This window comes from endosymbiont of Sipalinus gigas (genome assembly GCF_004296475.1).
In the GTDB taxonomy this organism is placed as follows: Bacteria; Pseudomonadota; Gammaproteobacteria; order Enterobacterales; family Enterobacteriaceae; genus Nardonella.
In genome coordinates, this window is the sequence record NZ_AP018162.1 from 103,083 (window position 1) to 126,906 (window position 23,824).

The 23,824-nt window shown below is 20.1% G+C and carries 20 protein-coding genes and 7 tRNA genes; 4 read left to right on the forward strand and 23 right to left on the reverse strand.

The genetic code is table 11. The annotated features are described in order from the left end of the window. Nucleotides 1-2 precede the first annotated feature (2 nt). From rpoC to NARSGI1_RS00695, 22 genes are all read right to left on the reverse strand, one after another. Nucleotides 3-4,064: a DNA-directed RNA polymerase subunit beta' gene (gene rpoC / locus NARSGI1_RS00595; protein ID WP_232513721.1), complete on the reverse strand. Its 4,062-nt coding sequence runs from the start codon at nt 4,062-4,064 to the stop codon at nt 3-5. Nucleotides 4,065-4,105: 41 nt separating this feature from the next. Continuing rightward, complete coding sequence (gene rpoB, locus NARSGI1_RS00600; protein WP_130616894.1) at nt 4,106-8,107, reverse strand: DNA-directed RNA polymerase subunit beta; 4,002 nt, start codon at nt 8,105-8,107, stop codon at nt 4,106-4,108. Between the two features lie 25 nt (nt 8,108-8,132). After that, a complete protein-coding gene (gene rplL, locus NARSGI1_RS00605) occupies nt 8,133-8,501 on the reverse strand; it encodes a 50S ribosomal protein L7/L12 (RefSeq protein WP_130616895.1) in 369 nt (122 codons plus the stop codon). Then, nucleotides 8,502-8,999, reverse strand: a complete 498-nt coding sequence (gene rplJ / locus NARSGI1_RS00610; RefSeq protein WP_130616896.1) for a 50S ribosomal protein L10 — start codon at nt 8,997-8,999, stop codon at nt 8,502-8,504. Between the two features lie 11 nt (nt 9,000-9,010). Next, nucleotides 9,011-9,703, reverse strand: coding sequence for a 50S ribosomal protein L1 (rplA, locus tag NARSGI1_RS00615; protein WP_130616897.1), 693 nt, complete (start codon nt 9,701-9,703; stop codon nt 9,011-9,013). A 1-nt stretch (nt 9,704) separates the two neighbouring features. Further along, nucleotides 9,705-10,133, reverse strand: a complete 429-nt coding sequence (gene rplK, locus NARSGI1_RS00620; protein ID WP_130616898.1) for a 50S ribosomal protein L11 — start codon at nt 10,131-10,133, stop codon at nt 9,705-9,707. A gap of 3 nt (nt 10,134-10,136) precedes the next feature. Beyond that, nucleotides 10,137-10,673, reverse strand: a complete 537-nt coding sequence (gene nusG / locus NARSGI1_RS00625; protein WP_130616899.1) for a transcription termination/antitermination protein NusG — start codon at nt 10,671-10,673, stop codon at nt 10,137-10,139. Nucleotides 10,674-10,675: 2 nt separating this feature from the next. Beyond that, nucleotides 10,676-10,879 (reverse strand): preprotein translocase subunit SecE, encoded by a 204-nt coding sequence (locus NARSGI1_RS00630; RefSeq protein WP_130616900.1) that lies wholly within the window; start codon nt 10,877-10,879, stop codon nt 10,676-10,678. Between the two features lie 21 nt (nt 10,880-10,900). Then, complete coding sequence (gene tuf, locus NARSGI1_RS00635) at nt 10,901-12,085, reverse strand: elongation factor Tu (protein ID WP_130616901.1); 1,185 nt, start codon at nt 12,083-12,085, stop codon at nt 10,901-10,903. 31 nt (nt 12,086-12,116) lie between these two features. Continuing rightward, nucleotides 12,117-12,189: transfer RNA gene (locus NARSGI1_RS00640), tRNA-Thr, on the reverse strand. Between the two features lie 6 nt (nt 12,190-12,195). Further along, nucleotides 12,196-12,266, reverse strand: a tRNA-Gly gene (locus NARSGI1_RS01345). A 12-nt stretch (nt 12,267-12,278) separates the two neighbouring features. Then, a tRNA-Tyr gene (locus NARSGI1_RS00645) sits at nt 12,279-12,363 on the reverse strand. Between the two features lie 3 nt (nt 12,364-12,366). Next, nucleotides 12,367-12,439, reverse strand: a tRNA-Thr gene (locus tag NARSGI1_RS00650). 21 nt (nt 12,440-12,460) lie between these two features. Beyond that, nucleotides 12,461-12,536: transfer RNA gene (locus NARSGI1_RS00655), tRNA-Arg, on the reverse strand. A gap of 15 nt (nt 12,537-12,551) precedes the next feature. Beyond that, nucleotides 12,552-12,635: transfer RNA gene (locus tag NARSGI1_RS00660), tRNA-Ser, on the reverse strand. 8 nt (nt 12,636-12,643) lie between these two features. Continuing rightward, entirely contained in the window at nt 12,644-12,814 is a 171-nt protein-coding gene (csrA, locus tag NARSGI1_RS00665; protein WP_130616902.1) for a carbon storage regulator CsrA, read from the reverse strand. 29 nt (nt 12,815-12,843) lie between these two features. Next, nucleotides 12,844-14,184, reverse strand: a complete 1,341-nt coding sequence (alaS, locus tag NARSGI1_RS00670) for an alanine--tRNA ligase (RefSeq protein WP_130616903.1) — start codon at nt 14,182-14,184, stop codon at nt 12,844-12,846. Continuing rightward, entirely contained in the window at nt 14,184-15,182 is a 999-nt protein-coding gene (recA, locus tag NARSGI1_RS00675; protein ID WP_420895819.1) for a recombinase RecA, read from the reverse strand. Before recA ends, alaS begins: the two co-directional genes overlap by 1 nt. Before the next feature lie 44 nt (nt 15,183-15,226). Beyond that, nucleotides 15,227-16,366 carry a molecular chaperone DnaJ gene (gene dnaJ / locus NARSGI1_RS00680; protein ID WP_130616905.1) on the reverse strand — a complete coding sequence of 380 codons (1,140 nt, stop codon included), beginning with the start codon at nt 16,364-16,366 and terminating at the stop codon, nt 15,227-15,229. A 4-nt stretch (nt 16,367-16,370) separates the two neighbouring features. Next, nucleotides 16,371-18,284, reverse strand: coding sequence for a molecular chaperone DnaK (dnaK, locus tag NARSGI1_RS00685; RefSeq protein WP_130616906.1), 1,914 nt, complete (start codon nt 18,282-18,284; stop codon nt 16,371-16,373). 106 nt (nt 18,285-18,390) lie between these two features. Further along, complete coding sequence (locus NARSGI1_RS00690) at nt 18,391-18,657, reverse strand: FtsB family cell division protein (RefSeq protein WP_130616907.1); 267 nt, start codon at nt 18,655-18,657, stop codon at nt 18,391-18,393. An 11-nt stretch (nt 18,658-18,668) separates the two neighbouring features. After that, on the reverse strand, nt 18,669-20,918 hold the full coding sequence (locus tag NARSGI1_RS00695) for a transglycosylase domain-containing protein (protein WP_130616908.1): 2,250 nt from the start codon (nt 20,916-20,918) through the stop codon (nt 18,669-18,671). Between the two features lie 71 nt (nt 20,919-20,989). Between NARSGI1_RS00695 and tyrS the strand changes: the two genes are divergently transcribed. From tyrS to aroQ, 4 genes are all read left to right on the forward strand, one after another. Further along, nucleotides 20,990-22,252 carry a tyrosine--tRNA ligase gene (tyrS, locus tag NARSGI1_RS00700; RefSeq protein WP_130616909.1) on the forward strand — a complete coding sequence of 421 codons (1,263 nt, stop codon included), beginning with the start codon at nt 20,990-20,992 and terminating at the stop codon, nt 22,250-22,252. A gap of 9 nt (nt 22,253-22,261) precedes the next feature. Then, nucleotides 22,262-22,600: a 50S ribosomal protein L25 gene (gene rplY, locus NARSGI1_RS01365; protein WP_130617012.1), complete on the forward strand. Its 339-nt coding sequence runs from the start codon at nt 22,262-22,264 to the stop codon at nt 22,598-22,600. Continuing rightward, nucleotides 22,554-22,628, forward strand: a tRNA-Arg gene (locus NARSGI1_RS00710). The genes rplY and NARSGI1_RS00710 overlap by 47 nt, the downstream gene beginning before the upstream one ends. A 17-nt stretch (nt 22,629-22,645) precedes the next feature. Beyond that, nucleotides 22,646-23,092 (forward strand): type II 3-dehydroquinate dehydratase, encoded by a 447-nt coding sequence (gene aroQ / locus NARSGI1_RS00715; protein WP_130616910.1) that lies wholly within the window; start codon nt 22,646-22,648, stop codon nt 23,090-23,092. A 117-nt stretch (nt 23,093-23,209) separates the two neighbouring features. Here the strand turns inward: aroQ and ssb are convergent, their stop codons facing one another. Next, nucleotides 23,210-23,698, reverse strand: a complete 489-nt coding sequence (gene ssb, locus NARSGI1_RS00720) for a single-stranded DNA-binding protein (protein ID WP_130616911.1) — start codon at nt 23,696-23,698, stop codon at nt 23,210-23,212. Between the last annotated feature and the right edge of the window lie 126 nt (nt 23,699-23,824).

The window sequence follows — 23,824 nt, forward strand, 5'->3', positions numbered from 1 at the left end:
CTTTAAGATTTTGTTTTTTTATAATATTTATATCCAGTCCCTGCTGGTATTAATCTTCCTACTATTATATTTTCTTTTAATCCTTTTAATTTATCAATTTTACCAGATATAGATGATTCTGTTAATACTTTTGTTGTTTCTTGAAAAGAAGCGGATGATATAAATGAATCTGTTAATAAAGATGATTTAGTTATACCAATTAAATTATATTCAAATTTAACTAATTCTTTATTTTCATTTTTTAATTTTTTATTTATACTTCTTACATCATATAATTTAATTTGCTCTCCTTCTAATAAATTAGAATCACCTTTATTAACTACAGTTACTTTTTTTAGCATCTGTTTTATTATTATTTCTATATGTTTATTATTTATTCTAACTCCTTGAAATTTATAAATTTCTTGAATATTATTTATTATAAAACTAGTTAATGAATTAATTCCTTTTAATCTTAATATATCATGTAAAGATTGTTGACCATCTGATATTATATCACCTTTTTCTACTTTCTCTCCTTCAAAAACACTTAAATGTTTCCATTTTGGTATCATTTCTTCATATATTGAATCATTTTCATTTATTGGAACAATTGTTATTTTTTTTTTTCCTTTAGTTTCATCACCAAAATATATTATCCCAGTTTTTTCTGCTAATATAGCAGAATCTTTTATTTTTCTTGCTTCAAATAAATCTGATATTCTTGGTAATCCACCTGTTATATCTTTTATTTTACTAAAATCTTGAGGTATTTTAGCTATTATATCTCCCATGTATATAAAAGATTTATTTTTTATATGTACTATAGATTTAGGAGGTAAAAAATATCTATAATATGAAGTTTTATTTAGTTTTTCTTTTGTTATATTATTACTAATTATTTTTATCATAGGTCTTAATTCTTTATTAAGATTTTCTAATATAGTTATATATAACAATCCTGTCGATTCATCTTTTTTATATGTAAAAGTTTTTTCTTCTATCATATCAACAAATTCAATAATCCCATTAACTTCTGAAATTATAGGTATTGTATATAAATCCCAAACTGCAATAATTTCATTTTTTTTAACTATATCTTTATCTTTTTTTAAAATATAAGAACCATAAGGTGCTTTATAAGTTTCTTTTATTCTTCCATTTGAATCTATTAACTTTAATTCAGTATTTCTTGATATTAATATATTTTTATTACTAGTATTTTTAATTATTTTATAATTTATTAATTTTAATATTCCATCATTTTTAGATTTTATATTTGAATTCATATTAATTTTTGAAGCTGATCCTCCTACATGAAATGTTCTCATTGTAAGTTGTGTGCCAGGTTCTCCAATTGATTGAGCAGCTATAACACCTACAGCTTCTCCTATTTTTACTATTTCTCCTTTAGTTAAATCTATTCCATAACATAATGCACATAATCCAAATTCTGATTCACATGTTATTGGAGATCTTATATATATATTCTCTATATATATATTTTTTATAACAATAAAATTATTAATATCTATTAAATCATTTTTTTTTAATAATATATTATTATTAGAATCAAATATATCTTTAGATAAAACTCTACCAAAAATTTTATCTTTTAATACTTCTTTATTTTCATAAAAATTTAATATACAATTTATTTCTATTCCATTTTCAGTATTACAATTATATTCAGTTATAACTATATCTTGAGCGACATCAACTAATCTTCTAGTTAAATATCCAGAATTTGCAGTTTTTAATGCAGTATCAGATAATCCTTTTCTAGCACCATGAGTTGATATAAAATATTCTAATATATTTAATCCTTCTTTAAAATTTGCTTTTATTGGTGTTTCAATTATATATCCATCTGGTTTTGACATTAATCCTCTCATACCAGAAATTTGTCTTACTTGATTAGAAGATCCTCTGGCTCCTGAGTCTATCATCATGAACATACTGTTAAAACTATTATTACTAATTTTTAATTTATTCATAACAAATTTTGATATATTTTCATTTACATTAGACCATATATCTATTACTTTATTATATTTTTCTTTATATGTTATTAATCCTAATTGATATTGATTTTGTATATTTTCTACTTCTATTTCTGTTTTTTCTATTATTTTTTTTTTGTTTTTAGGAATTATAAAATCATTCATATTTATAGATATTCCTGATTTCGTAGCGAATTTAAATCCTAAATACATCAAATCATCTACTAATTTAACTGTTTTATCTTTTCCTAAATTTATATAACATATATCAATTAATTTTAGTATATTAGTTTTGTTTAAAACTTTATTTATATAATTAAATTCAATCCCATTAGGAATTATATCCCATAAAATAATTCTACCAACAGTTGTTTTTACTGAATAAATATTTTCAATAAGATTATTATTATTATTTATATACTCTTTAATTTTAATATTTATATTTTCATGTAATTTTATTTTTCCGGTATCATATAATTTTTTAACTTCATTAACATTATTAATAAAAATATTATTATCTTTATTTTCAATCTCTTTTGTCATATAATATATTCCTAATATTATATCTTTAGATGGAACTATAATTGGCTCTCCATTAGCAGGAGAAAGAATATTATTTGTAGACATCATTAAATTAATAGATTCATTTTTAGATTCTAATGTTAATGGTATATGTATAGCCATTTGATCTCCATCAAAATCTGCATTATAAGCTGTACAAACTAATGGATGCAACTGTATAGATTTACCTTCTATTAATATAGGATAGAATGATTGTATACCTAATCTATGAAGAGTTGGAGCTCTATTTAATAAAATAGGATAGTTATTAACTATATCCTCTAAAATATTCCAAACTATAAGCTCTTCATTTTCAACCATTTTTTTTGCTAATTTTATACTAGAACATATTCCTAATTTTTCTAATTTTCCATATATAAACGGTTTAAATAATTCTAATGCCATTTTTTTAGGAATACCACATTGATTTAATTTTAAATTTGGTCCAACAGTTATTACTGATCTTCCAGAATAATCAACTCTTTTTCCCAATAAATTTTGTCTAAATCTGCCTTGTTTTCCTTTTATCATATCAGATAATGATTTTAATTGTCTTCTTTTATTAGAAGATATTTTATTTTTTCTACCATTATCTAATAATGAATCAACAGCTTCTTGTAACATTCTTTTTTCATTTTTTATTATTATATCTGGAGCTGATAATTCAATTAATCTCTTTAATCTATTATTTCTATTTATTATTCTACGATATAAATCATTTAGATCTGATGTAGCAAACCTTCCTCCATCTATTGGAACAAGAGGTCTTAGATCTGGAGGTATAACAGGTAATACAGTTAAAATCATCCATTCAGGTTTATTATTTGATACTATAAATAATTTTATTAATTTTAATCTTTTATATATTTTTTTTTTTTTATTATCTGATATTTTTTTATTATTAAATTCATTAATTAATATATTATATTCATTATTTAAATTAATTTTTTTTAATAAGAAATATATCGCTTCTGCGCCTATTTTAGCATCAAATTCATCTCCATATTTCTCTATATATTTAAAATATTGATCTTCTGTTAAAATCTGATTAATTTTTAAATTTGTTGTTCCATTATCAACTACTATATAGTTTTCAAAATATAATATTTTTTCTACATCTTTTAATGATATATCTAATAATAAACTTATCCTTGATGGCAAAGATTTTAAAAACCATATATGAGCTATAGGAGATGACAATTCTATATGACCCATTCTATCTCTTCTAACTTTAGAAGAAATTATTTCTACACCACATTTTTCACATGTTATTCCTTTATATTTTATTTTTTTATATTTACCACATAAACATTCATAATCTTTTATAGGTCCAAAAATTTTAGCACAAAATAAACCATCTCTTTCTGGTTTAAAAGTTCTATAGTTTATAGTTTCTGGTTTTTTAACTTCTCCAAATGACCATGATCTTATTTTTTCTGGTGAAGCTAAAGATATTTTTATAGAATTAAATGTTTTATATGATAAATCTTTATTAAAGATATCATCAAATATATAATTCACAGTATCTCCTAAAATTAATATAAATAAAATTTAAAATAAAATTATTCTTCATCATTTTTTAATTCTATATCTATACATAATGATTTTATTTCTTTTAATAAAACATTAAAAGATTCTGGTATATAAGGTTCCATATAATATTTACCATTTATTATATTTTTATATATATTTGTTCTACCATTTATATCATCAGATTTAACAGTTAACATTTCTTGCAAAGTATAAGCAGCTCCATATGCTTCTAAAGCCCAAACTTCCATTTCTCCAAATCTTTGACCTCCAAATTGTGATTTACCGCCTAAAGGCTGTTGTGTTATTAAACTATATGATCCAGTAGATCTGGCATGTATTTTATCATCAACAAGATGATTTAATTTCATAACATACATATATCCAACAGTTATTTTTCTATCAAATTTTTCTCCTGTACACCCATCAAATAAATCTATCTGACCTGATTCATTTATATTTGCAAATTTTAATATTTCTTTTATTTCTTCTTCTTTAGCTCCATCAAAAACAGGTGTTGATATAGGCAAGCCTTCTATTAAATTATTAGATAGTAATAATATTTCTTCATCAGAAAATTTATCTAAATCTATATTATTAATATTATTATTTAAATTATAAACATTTTTTAGATAATTTCTTATTTTATAAATTTCTTCATTATTATTTATTAATTTTTTTATTATATTACCTATTTCTTTTGCGGCATTACCTAAATAGACTTCTAAAATTTGACCTATATTCATTCTTGATGGAACTCCTAAAGGATTTAAAACAATATCAACCACATTTCCATTTATATCATAAGGCATATCTTCTATAGGACATATTTTAGATACAACTCCTTTATTACCATGTCTTCCTGACATTTTATCACCAAGTTGAATTTGTTTTTTTGTCGCTATATATATTTTAACTATTTTTAATATTCCTGGTGATAATTCATTAGATTTATTTATTTTTTTATATTCTAATTCTATATATTTATTATTTTCATTTTCTAAATTATTGAATTTATTTATTAATAGTTCTAAATATATTTTATTTTTAATATCATTTATATTTATATTTATTTTTTTATTAATATTAGTTATTTCATCATAATTTGAATATTTTAATATTTTATTTATTTTTTTTAATAATAATAATTTTAATATTTTTGTTTTATTATTTATATCTTCTTTTATTTTATTTTTTTCTTGATCTAATATAGAGTTATTTTTCTTTAAATTATTTTTAAAAAATATTTGTACATCTATAACAGTTCCATACATCCCGTTAGGGACTCTAAGTGATGTATCTTTAATGTTTGAAGCTTTATCTCCAAATATAGCTTTTAATAATTTTTCCTCTGGAGATAATTGAGTTTCATCTTTCGGAGTTATTTTTCCTACTAATATATCTCCTTCAGATACATACGATCCTATGCTAATTATTCCATTTTCATCTAACTTAGATAATAATTTATAATCTATATTAGGTATATCAGATGTTATCTCTTCATTTCCTAATCTTGTATCTCTTACTGTACAAATTAATTCTTGTATATGTATACTAGTAAATTTATTTTTATTTACTAATCTTTCTGAAATTAATATAGAATCTTCAAAATTATATCCATTCCATATCATAAAAGCTACTCTTAAATTTTGACCTAATGATAATTCTCCTAAATTTGTTGATTGATTATCTGCTATAACATCTCCAAATTTTACTTTACTATTTAATTCTATACATGGTGTTTGATTTATACATGTATTTTGATTTGTTTTACTAAATTTATTTAGTTCATAAATATCAATTCCTAAATCATCATTATTATATATTTCACTTTTATCTACATTTATAAATATATATTTTGAATCTAAATATGAAACTATACCGCTTCTATTAGCTAATATTATCGCTCCTGAGTCTTCTGCTACTATTCTTTCCATCCCAGTTCCTATTATAGGATATTCTGGTTTAATTATAGGAACAGCTTGTCTTTGCATATTAGCCCCCATTAAAGCTCTATTTGCATCATCATGTTCTAAAAATGGGATTAATGATGCTCCAACAGATACTATTTGTTGATTTGATATATCTATATAATCAATTTCTTTTTTATAAAAATAATTAAATTCACCTTTATTTCTGCAAATAATATAATTATCTATTATATTATTATTTATATCTAATTTAGTATCAGCTTGAGCTATTTTAAAATTATATTCTTCTATTGAAGATAAATATATTATATTATTAGTAACTAATCCATTTTTTACTATTTTATATGGAGTTTCTAGAAATCCATATTCATTTGTTCTTGCATATATTGATAAAGAATTTATTAAACCTATATTAGGCCCTTCAGGAGTTTCTATAGGGCATAATTTTCCATAATAAGTAGGATGTACATCTCTTATTTCAAAACTTGCTCTTTCTTTTGTTAAACCTCCAGGACCTAATGTTGATATTCTTCTTTTATGAGTTATTTCTGACAATGGATTATTTTGATCCATAAATTGAGATAATTGACTAGAAGTAAAAAATTCTTTTATAATTGATGATATTGGTTTAGAATTTATTATATCTTGTGGATTTATTAAATCTATATTACTTATTAATGATATTTTTTCTTTTATTATTTTTTCTAATCTAGATATTCCAATTCTAAATTGATTTTCAATCATTTCTCCTACTAATCTAACCCTTCTATTACTTAGACTATCTATATCATCTAAAAAATCTTTTCCATTTTTTATATTTATTAATTTTTTTATTATATCAATAATATCTTTTTTATCTATAATTTTTTCTCCTTCTTTATTATTTCTATTTAAAGACATATTTATTTTCATTCTACCTACTTCTGATAAATTATATTTATCTTTAGAAAAAAATATATTTTTAAATGATTTTTTTATAGAGTCATCAGTAGATAATTCTCCAGGTTTTATTATTTTATATATTTCTTTTATAGCACTTATTTCATCAAATGTATTATCTATATTTAATGTATTAGATATATAGTTTTTACTTTTATCATTAAAAATTATTTCTATAATATTTATATTTTCTTTTATTAAAATATCTATATTTAACTTATCTATTATTTGATTTGCTAATATTATTATATTTCCATATTTATCATAATAATTTTTATATGATATTTTATTTAATATAAAATCAATATTTAATTTAGTTTTTATTATATTTTTTTTCTTTAACTCTTCTATATTATTTAATAAAATATTTTTACCTTTTTTAAAAAAAATACTATCTTCATATATTATATCAAATGGTAATATTTCGTTTAATATATCTTCATATATTATATCTATTTCTATATAAGAACTATTTATAATATTAATATTTATTTTTTTTTCAAATAAATTTATTATATTTTCATTAGAAAATTTTAAAGCATGTAACAATATTGTTACTGGTAATTTTTTTTTCCTATCTATCCTAAAAAATAAATTATCTTTAATATCAAATTCAAAATCTAACCATGATCCTCTATAAGGAATTATTCTAGCATTATATAATACTTTATTTAATTGATTTTTATCTTTTATTTTATTAAAAAAAACTCCAGGGCTTCTATGTAATTGAGATACTATAACTCTTTCTGTTCCATTTATTATAAATGATCCATTTTCTGTCATTATTGGGATATCACATATATAAACTTCTTGAAATTTTGAATCTATTACTTTATTACTATTTATTTCGTAATTAATTAAATTTAATTTAATTTTTAATTGAGATAAAAAAGTTAATCCTTTTATTTTACATTCTATTATATTAAATATAGGCTCGTCTAATTTATAATCTATATATTTTAATTCTATACTTTTATTGTAATTTATTATAGGAAAAAAAGATTTTAATACAGAATTTATACCATAGTTATTATTTTTATAATTAAAATCTATAAATTTTTTAAATGATTCTTTTTGAATATATAATAAATTAGGAACATCTAAAATTTTAGTAAATTTACTAAAATTTTTCCTTATTCTTTTTATGTTATATAAATATACCATGATTTTTTTTTGTTAAAAATAAAATTTATTCTAAATCTACATTTGCTCCAGATTCTTCTAATATTTTTTTTATATTTTCAGCATCTATTTTAGATACCTTTTCCTTTATTTTTACTGGAACTGATTCTACTAAATCTTTAGATTCTTTTAATCCTAAATTTAATATAGATCTAATAGATTTTATTACAGATATTTTATTTGTTCCTATAGATTTTAATATAATATTGAAATCATTTTTTTCTAATATCTTTTCTTCTTTATCATTTTCTTTTAATGTAGAAATATTTGATAAAGATATAGAAAATTTTTTTTCAATCATTAATATAAGATCATTTATATCTAAAATTGACATTCTAGATATTTCATCTAAAATTTCTTCTTTACTTAAAGACATTTATAACTCCTGATTAGATTTTATTTTTAATAATTTTTTTAATATATTATATAAATTTAATATAGATTTTTCTTTTAATATAAAAATTAATTTATTTAATAATTCTTTATAAGTTAAAATATTACATATGTATTTTATATTATCACCCTCATATATTTTTCCATTAAAACATATTAATTTTATGTATTCTATATTTTTTTTATATTCATAAAATATTTTTAATGGTAAATTAAAATCTATATTATAACTTAATAATATTATATTACTATTTTTTATTTTATTTTTTAAAAAACTAAATGGACTTTCATTTAAAGCTATATTTAACATATTATTTTTTATTATAAAAATACCTATATTATTTTTGTAAAAAATTTTTCTTAAATTATTTATGTCATTGGTTTTTATATTATTAAGATTAATTAAAGAAATAGATGTAGATTTATTTAATAAAATACTAATTTTATTTACTATAATTTTTTTTTTATCAATTTTTATCATAAATATATTAATTAATATATTTTAGTAAATTCATTAGGAATTTCAATTCCAATACCCATTGTTGAACTTATTACAATTTTTTTAAAATAATTACTTTTTGTTTTTTTTAATTTAATATTTTTTATATCTTTTAATAGTTTTATCAAATTTTCTTTTATCATATTTGAACTAAAATTTAATTTACCAATTGATGTATTTATAATTCCATTTTTATCAATTTTATAAAAAATAGTATTATACTTTATATTTTTTATTGATTCAGATATACTATTATTTGTTATTGTTTCAAGTTTATAATTAGGTACTAATTTTTTTTTATTTAATAAATTTATCTTTTCATTTAAAATTTTAAATGAATCTGAAGTATATAAAAATACATCTAATTTAATTTTTTTATTAAGAAAATTATCTATTAAATCATCCATTCCTATATAATCTGCATTATTAATTATATATTTATTATCTTTTTCTAATGCAAGTATCCCAACTTTAATTTCTTTTCCAGTACCATTTGGTAGTACAGTTTTATTTAAAATATTTTGTTTAATATTTAAATCTATATTGAGAATAATAGATAAATCAATACTTTCTATGAAATTTTTAGAAGAATATTTTTTTATATTTTCAATTATAAAATCTATATTATCTAAATTTTCTTTATATATTTTTTCTTTTATATATAAAATTCTTTTACTAGTTTTCATTCTAATCTTCTATTTTTATTCCCATAGATTTTATTGTTCCAGTGATAGAGTTTATAACTGATTCGATTTTTAAAGAATTACTATCATTAAGTTTTAATAATGATATATTATATATTTGTTTTTTGTTTATAGTACTTACAAAAAGTTTTCCTGGAGTTTTTGATCCAGAACTTATATTAAGAATTTTTTTTATTAATATAGATGTTGGAGAATTTTTTATTATAAAGTTAAATGTTTTATCTGAAAATACATTTATTAATACAGAAACTATTAATCCTTTTTCTATATTAATGGATTTATTATTAAATTCATTACAAAATTTTAATATATTTATACCTTTTTGTCCTAATATAGGACCTATTGGTGGACCGGGATTAGCTTCTTGAGAAGGTATTTGTAATTTTATATTACATTCTATTTTTTTCATAATATATTAATATTTTTCTACTTTACTAAAATTTAATTGTACAGGAGTATTTCTTCCAAAAATTGATATTAATACAATTAATGTGTTTTTTGTATAATCTATACTTTCTATTATTCCTATAAAGTCTGAGAAAGGTCCATCATTTACTCTTATTTTTTCTCCTATATCAAATGTAATTTTAGGTATAAATTTTCCTTTATTATTATTTATTTTATTTATAAGACTTAAAATTTCAGATGAATTTAATGGTATAGGACAATTATATTTATTTTTACCCATAAATCCTATTACATTAGGTATTTTTTTTATCAAATTTAAACTAATTTCATTAACATTCATTTCTATAAATATATATCCTGGAAAAAATTTTCTTTCACTTTTTTTTTTATTACCATCTATAAATTCTATTACTTCTTCTTTTGGTATTAATGTTTTTCCAAATAAATACTCCATATTTTCTAATTTAATTTTTTCCTTTATATTATTTACTATATTTAATTCAAATCCAGAAAATACTTGAATTATATACCATTTTTTTTCCATTTTTATAATTTTTTTTCATTATAAATTATTAAATAAATTATAAATATTAATATACTATCAATCATCCAAATAAATAAAGACATAAATAAAATAATAAAGAGTAATAATATTGATACATATATAATATATGAAAAACTAGGATATGATATATCTTTAATTTCATATATTATATTACTAATAAATAAAATAATTTTATTAATAATCATAAAACATTTAAATTTTTAATATTAATCTAATATTTTTGTTACTATTCCAGCTCCAACTGTTTTTCCTCCTTCTCTTATAGCAAAATGTAATCCTTCATTCATTGCAATACAAGACATAAGATTTATTTTTACTTTTATATTATCTCCAGGCATAACCATTTCTATATCATCTGGTAGTTCTATAGTACCGGTAACATCTGTAGTTCTAAAATAAAATTGAGGTCTATATCCATTAAAAAATGGTGTATGACGTCCTCCTTCATCTTTATTTAATACATAAACTTCAGATTCAAATTTAGTATGAGGTTTTATACTTCCTGGTTTAGATAACACCTGTCCTCTTTCTACATCTTCTCTTTTTATTCCTCTTAAAAGTAAACCTACATTTTCTCCAGCTCTCCCTTCATCTAATAATTTTTTAAACATTTCTATACCAGTACAAATAGTTTTTATAGTATTTTTTATACCTACTATTTCTATTTCATCGCCAACTTTTACAATACCTTTTTCTATTCTTCCAGTAACAACAGTTCCTCTTCCTGAAATAGAAAATACATCTTCTATTGGTAATAAAAATGAATGATCAATATCTCTCTTAGGTTCTGGAATATATTCATCTAAATATTCTGATAAATCTATTATTTTATTTTCCCAATTATTATCACCTTCAAGTGCTTTTAAGGCAGAACCTCTTATAACTGGTAAATCTTTATCTTTAAATCCATATTTTGATAATAATTCTCTAACTTCCATTTCTACTAAATCTAATATTTCTTCGTCATCTACCATATCGCATTTATTTATAAATACAATTATATGTGGAACACCAACCTGTCTTGCTAACAATATATGTTCTCTAGTTTGAGGCATAGGACCGTCTATAGCAGAAACTACTAATATAGCTCCATCCATTTGCGCTGCACCTGTTATCATATTTTTTATATAATCAGCATGTCCAGGACAATCTACATGTGCATAATGTCTATTATTCGTATCATATTCAACATGAGATGTATTTATAGTTATTCCTCTTTCTTTTTCTTCTGGAGCATTATCTATTTGTTCAAATTTATATACACTACCACCATATTTCTTAGAAAGAATAGTAGTTATTGCTGATGTTAAAGTAGTTTTACCATGATCAACATGACCTATAGTTCCTACATTTATATGAGGTTTTGTTCTTTTAAACTTTTCTTTAGACATAATTTTTTTATATGTTATAGATTAATAATTTTGCTGATAGGCAGATTTGAACTGCCGACCACATTCTTACCAAGAATGTGCTCTACCAACTGAGCTATATCAACAAAATTAGCGAATAATGGGAATCGAACCCATATCTTTAACTTGGAAGGATAACATAATACCATTATACTATATTCGCAAAATAAAATATTGATGGGGGAAGGATTCGAACCTTCGAAGTCACAGTTGACAGCAGATTTACAGTCTGATCCCTTTAGCCACTCGGGAACCCCACCATAAGCCGATAAAAGGATTTGAACCTTTGACCTACTAATTACAAGTTAGTTGCTCTACCAACTGAGCTATATCGACATACAAATAATATAAAATTTATGCATTTGGAAGGACTCGAACCTTCAACCTTTCAGTCCGTAGCTGAATGCTCTTATCCATATTAAGCTACAAATGCTAATAAAATATATATAGATGAGAGAGGGATTCGAACCCTCGATATAATAAATATACTCCATTAGCAAAGGAGCGCCTTAAACCGCTCGGCCATCTCATCATAAAATATTATTTCTCTTCACTTTTTATTTTTTTATATATTTCTTCTCTATGTATTAATACAGATTTAGGTGCGCTAATACCTACTCTAGTTTGATTACCTCTTATACCTAATATTGTAACTAATATATCATCGCCTATAAAGAAAGTTTCTCCAATTTTTCTAGTAAGAATAAGCATAAAATTCCTTATTTTAAAATTATTTTTGTTTAAAAATTATTTATTTTTTGTATACTCATTAATTCATTAAAAATTAATTTATCTATATTAATATTATATTTTTTACAAAAATTAATAATAATATCTATAGGTAATCCATATGTATCATATAATTTAAATACAAAATTACCATCTAAAAGTTTTTTATTATTTTTTATTATTATATTATTGTCTATATTTTTTTTTAATATTAATAATCCATAATTTATTAAATTTATAAACTTTTCTTCTTCATTTAAAATAATTTTTTCTATATTTCCAATTTCATAATTGGATAAAAAAAAATCATAATAAAATAATTTCATATATTCTATAAAATTATTTATTATAGTATACAATATTGGATAATTTATTCCTAACATATTTATACAACAACATGCTCTTCTTATTATTTTTCTTAATACATATCCATGTTTTTCATTTGAAGGTATAATTTTATTATATAAAATAAATATAGAAGTTCTTACATGATCAGCTATAATTTTTATATATTTAATATTTTTTTTATTATATAATAAATTTAATTTATTTTTAACTATTTCTACTAAATTTATAAATATATCAATTTTATAATTAGAATTTACATTTTGTATAATAGATGATACCCTTTCTAATCCCATTCCGGTATCTACAGAATTCATATTTAATTTAATTAAATTCCCATTTATGTCTTTATTAAACTGAATAAAAACTAAATTCCATATTTCTATATATCTATCTCCTATATTACTTTTGTTAGTAAATTTTCCTTTAAAATTATCACCTAAATCATAAAATATTTCAGTACATGGGCCACAAGGCCCAATATTTGACATTTGCCAAAAATTATTTGATATATATTTATTATTTTTGTTTATATCTTTTATTTTTATTATTTTATTTTTAGATATACCTATTTTTTTCCATATATTTTCTGATTCTTCATCAGAATAATATACAGTAATAAATATTTTATTTTTATCTAAATTAAACCAATTTTTATTTGTTAACAATTCCCAAGAAAAATTTATACTTTCTTCTTTAAAATAATCCCCAAAACTAAAGTTACCTAACATTTCAAATAAAGTATTATGTCTAAGAGTATAACCTATATTATTTAAATCATCATGTTTTCCTCCTACTCTAATACATTTTTGACTATTTACTACTCTAGTGAAATTTAATTTATTATTTTCTAGTAAAAAAAGATCCTTGAATTGATTCATACCAGAATTAGTAAATAATAAATCACTACTTTTTGATATTAAAGAACTTTCCTTAATAAATACATGATTTTTTCTTTTAAAAAATGATAAAAACATATTACGTATTTCATTTGAATTCATAACCATTAATTTACATTATTAAAAATAATACTTCTTAATTTTTTATCTAATACTTCAAAAGCATTAGGATTTTTCTTTAAAAATTCACAAGCATTTATTTTTCCTTGTCCTATACTTTCTCCATTATAACTATACCATGATCCAGATTTATCTATTAATTTATATTTAATTCCTAGATCTATAATCTCGCCATATATATTTATACCATCTCCATACATTATTTCAAATTCAGCTTGTTTAAAAGGTACGGATATTTTATTTTTTACTACTTTAACTCTTATTTCATTTCCTATAATTACATCTCCATTTTTTACAGAACCTATTTTTCTTATATCCAATCTTATAGAAGAATAAAATTTTAAAGCATTTCCTCCAGTTGTGGTTTCTGAATTACCAAATACAACACCTATTTTCATTCTTATCTGATTTACAAATATTAATAATGTATTTGAATTTTTTAAATTACCAGTTAACTTTCTCATAGCTTGACTCATCATTCTAGCAGCTAATCCTATATGCGAATCTCCTATTTCTCCTTCTATTTCCGCTTTAGGAACTAAAGCGGCAACTGAATCTACAACAATAACATCAACAGCTTTTAATTTAGTTAATATATCACATATTTCTAAAGCTTGTTCTCCAGTATCTGGTTGTGAACATAATAAATTATCTATATCAACTCCAATTTTTTTTGCATACAAAGGATCTAATGCATGTTCTGCATCTATAAAAGCACATATTTTATTATCTTTTTGTGCTTTTGCTATAACTTGTAAAGTTAAAGTTGTTTTACCAGATGATTCTGGTCCATATATTTCTACTATCCTTCCCATAGGCAATCCACCAGCACCTAAAGCTATATCTAAAGATAGTGAACCCGTAGAAATAGTTTCTATATCCATAGATCTATTCTCACCTAATCTCATAATTGATCCTTTACCGAATAATTTTTCAATATGATCTAAAGCTATAGAAAGATATTTTTTTTTATCATTTTCTAACATTATTACTTTTAATTTAAATTTAAAAATAAATAAAATAACTAAATTTAAGTTAAATTATTAAAAAATTTTTTAACATTATCAAAAAATGTTTTACATTTTGGAGTATTTTTATCACCATTAGGGCCTATAAATGTATTTCCCAATTCTTTTAAAAGAAATTTTTGTTTATCATTTAATTTTACTGGAGTTTCTACTATTACTTTACATAATAAATCACCAATATTATTATTTTTATAATTTTTTATACCTTTGTTTTTAATTCTAAATGTTTTTCCTGTTTGAGTTTCTGATGGGATTTTTAATTTTATTTTTCCATTTAATGTAGGAACCTCAACTTCTCCTCCTAAAGCAGAAATAGAAAAGTTTATTGGAATTTCACAATGTAAATTATCATCATTCCTATTAAATATAGAATGAGATTTTATTTTTACATTGATATAAATATCTCCTTTATTTAAATTTTTACCTATATTACCTTCATTACATATTTTTATATATTCTCCAGTATTTATACCTAATGGGATATTTATAGAGAATAATTTATTCTTTTTTACTCTACCCTCACCAAAACATCTATTACAAGGATCTTTTATTATTTTACCTTCTCCTTTACATCTATTACAAGTTTGTTGAATTATAAAAAATCCTTGTTTTATTTGTATTTTTCCTTTACCTTCACAACTTGAACAAATACTATTTTTTCCATATTTAGAGCCACTTCCATTACATAAATCACATTTATCTAATATATTTATTTTTATATCTTTAGAAGAACCAAAAAATGAATCTTCTAAATCTATGTCTAAATTTATATTTATATCTGATCCTTTATATGTAGAATTTTTTCTATTATCATTAAAAATATCACTGAAAATATCACTAAAAATATCATTAAATGATGATTCACTTTTGGAATAAAAATTATTATTATATCTATCTTTAGAATATCCGCTTGATGTATCTGATTCATAGTATCCATACTTATCATATATAGATCTTTTTTTTGGATCAATTAATATTTCATAAGCTTCTTTTACTTCTTTAAATTTTTCTTCTGATTTTATATCTCCTTGATTATGATCAGGATGAAATTTTATAGCTAAACGTTTATAAGCCTTTTTAATTTCTTGATCACTAGAATCTTTAGAAATTCCTAAAACTTGATAATAATCTAATTTTGACATTTTATTATATATTATTTTTATCTTTTATTTCTTCAAATTCAGCATCTGTAGTATTTTGATTTTTATCTTTATTAAGATCATCATTAGAATTATCTTTATTATTTTTACTTTGTGATAATTCAAATAATTTATTAGAATTTTGAACTAATTCTTTTATTGAAAGTTCAATTTCTTCTTTATTATCTTTTTTTAAAGAATCTTCTAATTTATTAATATAACTTAATATTAATGATTTATCTTCTGTATTAATTATATCTTTAACTTCATCTAATTGTTTTTTAGTACTATGTAAAATATTATCTCCTTGATTTTTTATCTTTATTAATTCTTCAAATTTACGATCAGATTCTAAATTCATTTCAGCATCACGAATCATTTTTTTTATTTCATCTTCATTTAATCCAGATGAAGATTTTATAATTATACTTTGTTCTTTTCCACTATTTTTATCTTTTGCAGATACATGTAATATCCCATCTGCATCAATATTAAATGTAACTTCTATTTGAGGAATGCCTCTTGCAGCAGGTCTGATTCCATCTAAATTAAATTGCCCTAATGATTTATTATCAAAAGATTTTTTTCTTTCTCCTTGTAGTATATGTATAGTAACAGCTGATTGATTATCTTCGGCAGTTGAAAAAACCTGACTATGTTTTGTAGGTATTGTAGTATTTTTAGGAATTAAAGTAGTCATTATATTTCCCATAGTTTCTATACCTAATGATAATGGAGTAACATCTAATAATAACAAGTCTTTAACTTCTCCTGCTAAAACTCCACCTTGTACTGCAGCTCCTATAGCAACCGCTTCATCAGGATTTATATCTTTTTTAGCTTCTTTTTTAAAAAAATCAAAAACTTTTTTTTGTACTAAAGGCATTCTTGTTTGACCGCCTACAAGTATAACATCATTTATTTTAGATATATCTAATTTAGCATCTTTTAAAGCTATTTTTACAGGATCCATTGTCTTATCTATTAAATCTTCAACTAATGATTCAAGTTTAGCTTTAGTTATTTTTATATTAAAATGTTTAGGACCATATGAATCTGCAGTTATATATGGTAAATTAATTTCAGTTTGTTGAGATGAAGATAATTCTATTTTTGCCTTTTCTGATGATTCTTTTAATCTTTGCATAGCTAATGAATCATGTTTTAAATTAATATTATTAATTTTTTTAAATTCATCTATTAAATAATTTATTAATTTATTATCAAAATCCTCTCCGCCTAAATGTGTATCACCATTAGTTGATAAAACTTCAAATGTCTTTTCTCCATCAACTTCATCTATTTCTATTATAGAAATATCAAATGTACCTCCTCCTAAATCATATACAGCTATTATTTTATTACCTGTATCTTTATCTAAACCATATGCCAATGCGGCTGCAGTAGGTTCGTTTATTATTCTTTTAACATCTAATCCTGCTATTTTTCCAGCATCTTTTGTGGCTTGACGTTGAGTATCATTAAAATATGCAGGAACTGTTATTACAGCTTCTGTAACTTGTTTTCCTAAATAATCTTCAGCAGTTTTTTTCATTTTTTTTAAAATTTCTGCTGATATTTGTGGAGGAGCTATTTTTTTATCATTAACTTCTATCCATGCATCTCCATTTTCTGAACTTACTATATTATATGGCATCATACTTATATCACGTTGAACTTCAACATCATTAAATTTTCTACCAATTAATCTTTTTATAGCAAATAAAGTATTTTTAGGATTAGTAATAGCTTGTCTTTTTGCAGGCTGTCCTACTAACACTTCTCCATCTTTAGTATATGCAACTATTGAAGGAGTAGTTCTATCTCCTTCATTATTTTCTAAAACTTTAGGTTTATTATTTTCAATAATAGATACACAAGAATTAGTTGTCCCTAAATCTATTCCAATAATTTTTCCCATTTTATTTATTCTCCAATATAAGTGAATATAAATTAATTTTTACTATAATTAATAATATCTATATATATAAAATTAAACTATTAAAATAAAAAAATTTAATAATTTATTAATTAACTAAATAAAATAATTCATCATTTTTTATAAAATTTAATTCGTTTCTTGCATATTCTTCTATTATTTCATAGTCATTTATTAAACTATTTATATCTTTTATTAATTTAATATTTTTTTTATATATTATATTATTTTCTTTTCTAATATTATTTATTTCATTTTTCACTTTAATATAATTTACTAATCCAGAATTTCTAAATATAAATGAAAACTGTAAATAAATTATTATTAATAATATTAAAATATTAATTGATTTCATTAAATAAGTATTTATTTAAATAAGTTTAATAAACTATCATATAAAAATTTAAAAATATTACTTTCTTTATCTATATTATTATATACCCATAATGGTAAAAATAAATTATTACATGAATAATTTTTTTCATCTAATATAAATTCACCATCTTTATCTATTTGTATATATTTTATATCATTAGGTTTATCAATAAATAATGGTTCTAAATCTATATTGTCTAAATATTTTTCATATAATATTAACGGACCAGAAGATCCAGTTAAATTTGAAGTTTTATAGTTATCTTTACCTATCCATGATAAAAAAACTTCATTATTATTTATTCCTATAAACCAACTATCTATACAATTATTAGTTGTTCCAGTTTTTGCTGCTAAATTAAATTTATTAAATTTAATATTTAATCTTCTTGCAGTCCCTTTTCTTGCTACTTCTTGCATAGAATATAATGTTAAATATACAGATTGTTCTGATATAACATTCTTAATAATTTTATAATTATTAATATCATATATTAAATCATTATTTTTAACTATATATTCAATAGAATATAATTTTGATAAATTACCTTTATTTGATATTATTTGATATATTTGTAATACATCTAAAGGATTTAAATATAAAGATCCTAAAAATATTGAAGGAAATTTATTTATATTATTTATATTTAATTCTAAACTTTTTAAAAAATTAATTAAATTATCAATACCTATATATAATCCTAGATTTATATATGGTATATTTAATGAATTCACTAATGAATCTATTAATTTAACTTTACCTCTAAATTTATTATCATGATTTTTTGGAATCCAAAAGTTATTTTTGCTTTGTTCTATTATTATTTTTTTATCATCTACTAATGTATTTAAATTAAATTTATCAGGAATATTTAATATTAACATGTATATTATGGGTTTTATTAAAGATCCTATTTGTCTTTTATTAAAAATTCTATCAGAACATAAATTATTATAATTTGATCCTCCTATAGCAGATTTTATTTCTCCAGTTAATTTATCTATAGATATCATTATTAATTCTAAATCATCATCTTTTTTTTTAAAATTATAATTAAAAAAAGATGTAGTTATATTTAATGAATTTTGAGAATTTAAATTTAATGTGCTAAATATTTTATAACCTTTATTTATACTAAAACTAAATTTACTATCAAATTCTTTTTTTATAATTTTAATAAATGAAGGATAAGATTTAATTATAAATTTATTTATATTTACATTAGTTTTTTTTTTTATTAGAAAATTAAATAATTTTTCATCTATTAAATTATTATTTTTTAATTTATATAATATTTCATTTCTTCTTTTTATAGTAAGATTATAATTTTTATTAATATTATATAATGAAGCTCCTTTTAACATTGCCACTAATGTAGCTTGTTCATCTATACTAGTTTCATCTATATATTTATTAAAATAATATATACTTGCTATCGGAAATCCTATTATTTTATTATTACCATATTGACCTAAAAATACTTCATTTAAGTACATTTCTATTATTTTATCCTTATTAAATTTATTTTCTATTATTATAGAAATTATCAATTCATTTATTTTTCTTATTATATTTTTTTTATTATTTAATAATATATTTTTAGATAATTGTTGAGTTATTGTACTCCCCCCTTGTACAATTTTAAATTTAGTTATATTAATAAATAATGCTCTAATTATAGATTTAATACTTATACCAGAATGAATATAAAAATTTTTATCTTCTGTAAGAATAATCATATCTATAAGAGTTTTTGGAAATTTATTTTTATATAAATATAATTTACATCTGTTATTATTTTTAGAATAAATTATACCTATTATTTTTGGATCTATATTAAAATTTTTTATATTATAATTATTTATATCTTTAATACTAATTATTTTTTGATCATTAAATTTTATTTTAAATATATTTTTACTTTCATGTTTATTTGGAAAGTTAAATTCTCTTTTAAAAATCTTTATAGTATCATTATCAATGATGTACTTTCCAGATTTATTTAATTCATTTGATTTTATATATTGATTATTATTAAGTATATCTATTAAATCTTTTTTTTTTGTATAATAATTTATATTATTAATTTTACTATATATTATAGTAGAGTTTTTTGAACATTCATTTATAGTATTAGTAATTTTATTATTTAAATATAATATATAATTTATAAAAGATAAAAATATTAATAATAATAAAATGTAAAATTTAAAAAATATAAATTTTATAAACTTAATCATAAAATGATAATAATAAAATTACATTAAATTTATTATATATAACTTAATTTTTATGTAATTAATTTTTAAAAATGAAAAATAATATAATATATAAATTATATAAAAGAAATCTTATATATCAAATTTCTAATGAAAATAAATTAATAAATTATTTAAATAATAATAGTATAAATTTATATTGTGGATATGATCCAAATTCAGACAGTTTACATATAGGTCATTTATTATCTTTAATATGTTTAAAAAGATTTTATTTAAATAATAATAAAAATAAAATATTTATTCTTATAGGAGGATCTACATCTATAATAGGAGATCCTAGTTTTAGAAATAAAAAAAGATGTATAAATTTTACAGAAAAAATACTTTTTTTTTCAAAAAAAATATCAGATCAAATAAAAAATATATTAGATATAAATAATAATAATTTATTTATATTAAATAATAATGAATGGTTTAAAAATTTAAATATAATAGATTTTTTAAAAAAAATAGGTAATTATTTTTTAATAAATAAATTAATAGATAAAAAAATAATAAAAGAATATTTAAATTTAAATAATTTATCTTTTTCTGAATTTTCATATTCTATATTACAAAGTTATGATTTTTATCATATGTTCAAAAATTATAAAGTAAAATTACAAATAGGAGGATCTGATCAATTAACAAATATAAATTCAGGTATAAATTTAATAAAAAAAAAAACAAATATAGATACATATGGTTTAACATTTCCAATACTAACCAAAAAAAATGGTGAAAAATTTAGTAAATCTAATAATGATAATATATGGTTAGATATAAACAAAACAACACCATATAAATTTTATCAATTTATAATAAATATATCAGATTCATATATATATAAATTATTAAATATGTTATCTTTTAAAGAAATAGAATATATATATTTTTTAAAAAATCAAAATAATACAAATTGTAACTTAATTTCTAAAAAAATATTAGCTAATTATCTAGTAAAATTAATTCACGGAAATAATGAATTAAATATAGTATTAAAAATAACTAATAATTTATTTAAAGAAAATATATTTAATTTAAACGAATATGATTTATATCAGATATCTACATCTATAGATAAAATCTATTCTAAATTAGGAATAAGCTTACAGGAATCATTAATAAAATTAAATATATCTAAATCAAAAATTCAATCTAAAAATATTATATCTTCTAATTCAATATTTATAAATGGTAAAGTAAATTCAGATATAAAATACATTTTTAAAAAAGAAGATATATTATATAATAAATATACATTAATATGTAAAGGAAAAAAAAAATATTATTTAATAATATGGGATAATTAAATTTAAAATATGATTAAAATAAAATTCGATATAAGAAACAAGTTTGGAACTAATAATAGTAAAAAAATAAGAAAAGATAATAAAATTCCATCAATAATATATGGTAATAGAATTAAAAATATTAATATAGTTATAGAAAATAAATATTTAATATACATAAAAAAAAATGTTAATAAATATTTAAATAAAAAAGAAAAAATTGTATTATATAATTGTAATTCTTTATTAGAAGTATATATAAAAGAATTTCAAATACATCCTATAAAAAGAATATTTATTCATATAGATTTTATATTAATCAGCACTCTTAGCTCAGATTGGATAGAGCATCGATCTTCTAAGTCGTAGGTCACAGGTTCGAATCCTGTAGAGTGCATTAGATTTTATTTTAAAATGATAAAAAAAATTTCATTAATAAATGGACCGAATTTAAACTTATTAGGTAATAGAGAAATAGATAAATATGGAAATTTAAAATTAGAGGATTTAATTTACGAATTAAATAAAGAATGTAATATATTAAATTTAGAATTATTTAATATACAATCTAATTCAGAATCAGAAATAGTAAATTATATTCATAAATTAAAAAATAATAATATTGAATTTATATTAATAAACGCTGCATCATTAACTCATACTAGTATCTCTATAAGAGATGCATTAATAGCAGTTTCATTACCTTTAATAGAAATTCATATAACAAATATATTTTCTAGAGAGCCGTTTAGAAGATTTTCATACATATCTGATATAGCAATTGGAGTAATATGTGGATTAGGTATAGATGGATATAAATATGCATTACATTATTCATCAAAATTTCTAAATAAAAATTAGATATTAATTTATAAAATAAATTAATATATTAAAAATATAATAATTTAATTTTATAAATATTAATAATAATTAAATAAGTTTTATATATTTAAATATAATATATATTAAAATTTCAATTTAAAAAGATATTTCATCATCAAATTCAGATAAAGAAGATGAAATATCATCATCTTTTATATCTTCAAAGTCTTTTTTATTATCTAATAATATATTATCTTCATTTAAAAAATCTTCTTTATTTTCTATATTTTTATTATTTTTATTTCCTAACATTTGCATTGTCCCTCCAATACTAACTATTACTTCTGTAATATATTTATTATTACCATTATTATCTTGCCATTTTCTAGTTTGTAATTGACCTTCAACATATATTTGAGAACCTTTTTTTAAAAATTCATTTGCAATTTCTGCAAGTTTTCCAAAAAAAACAATTCTATGCCATTCAGTTTTTTCTTTAACTTCACCAGTTTGTTTATCTTTCCAATTTTCAGATGTTGCTAATCTTATATTTGTAACAGCATTTCCATTAGGCATATATCTTATTTCAGGATCTTGACCTAAATTACCTATTAATATAACTTTATTTATTCCTTTTCCTGACATATTTCACTCTCATAATTAAAAATTAAAACTTAAAATAAAATTTATTTTAAATTATACTATATTATTTAATATTAATAATATATTATATAAATAGAATTTTAATTTATATATTATACAAACTTATAC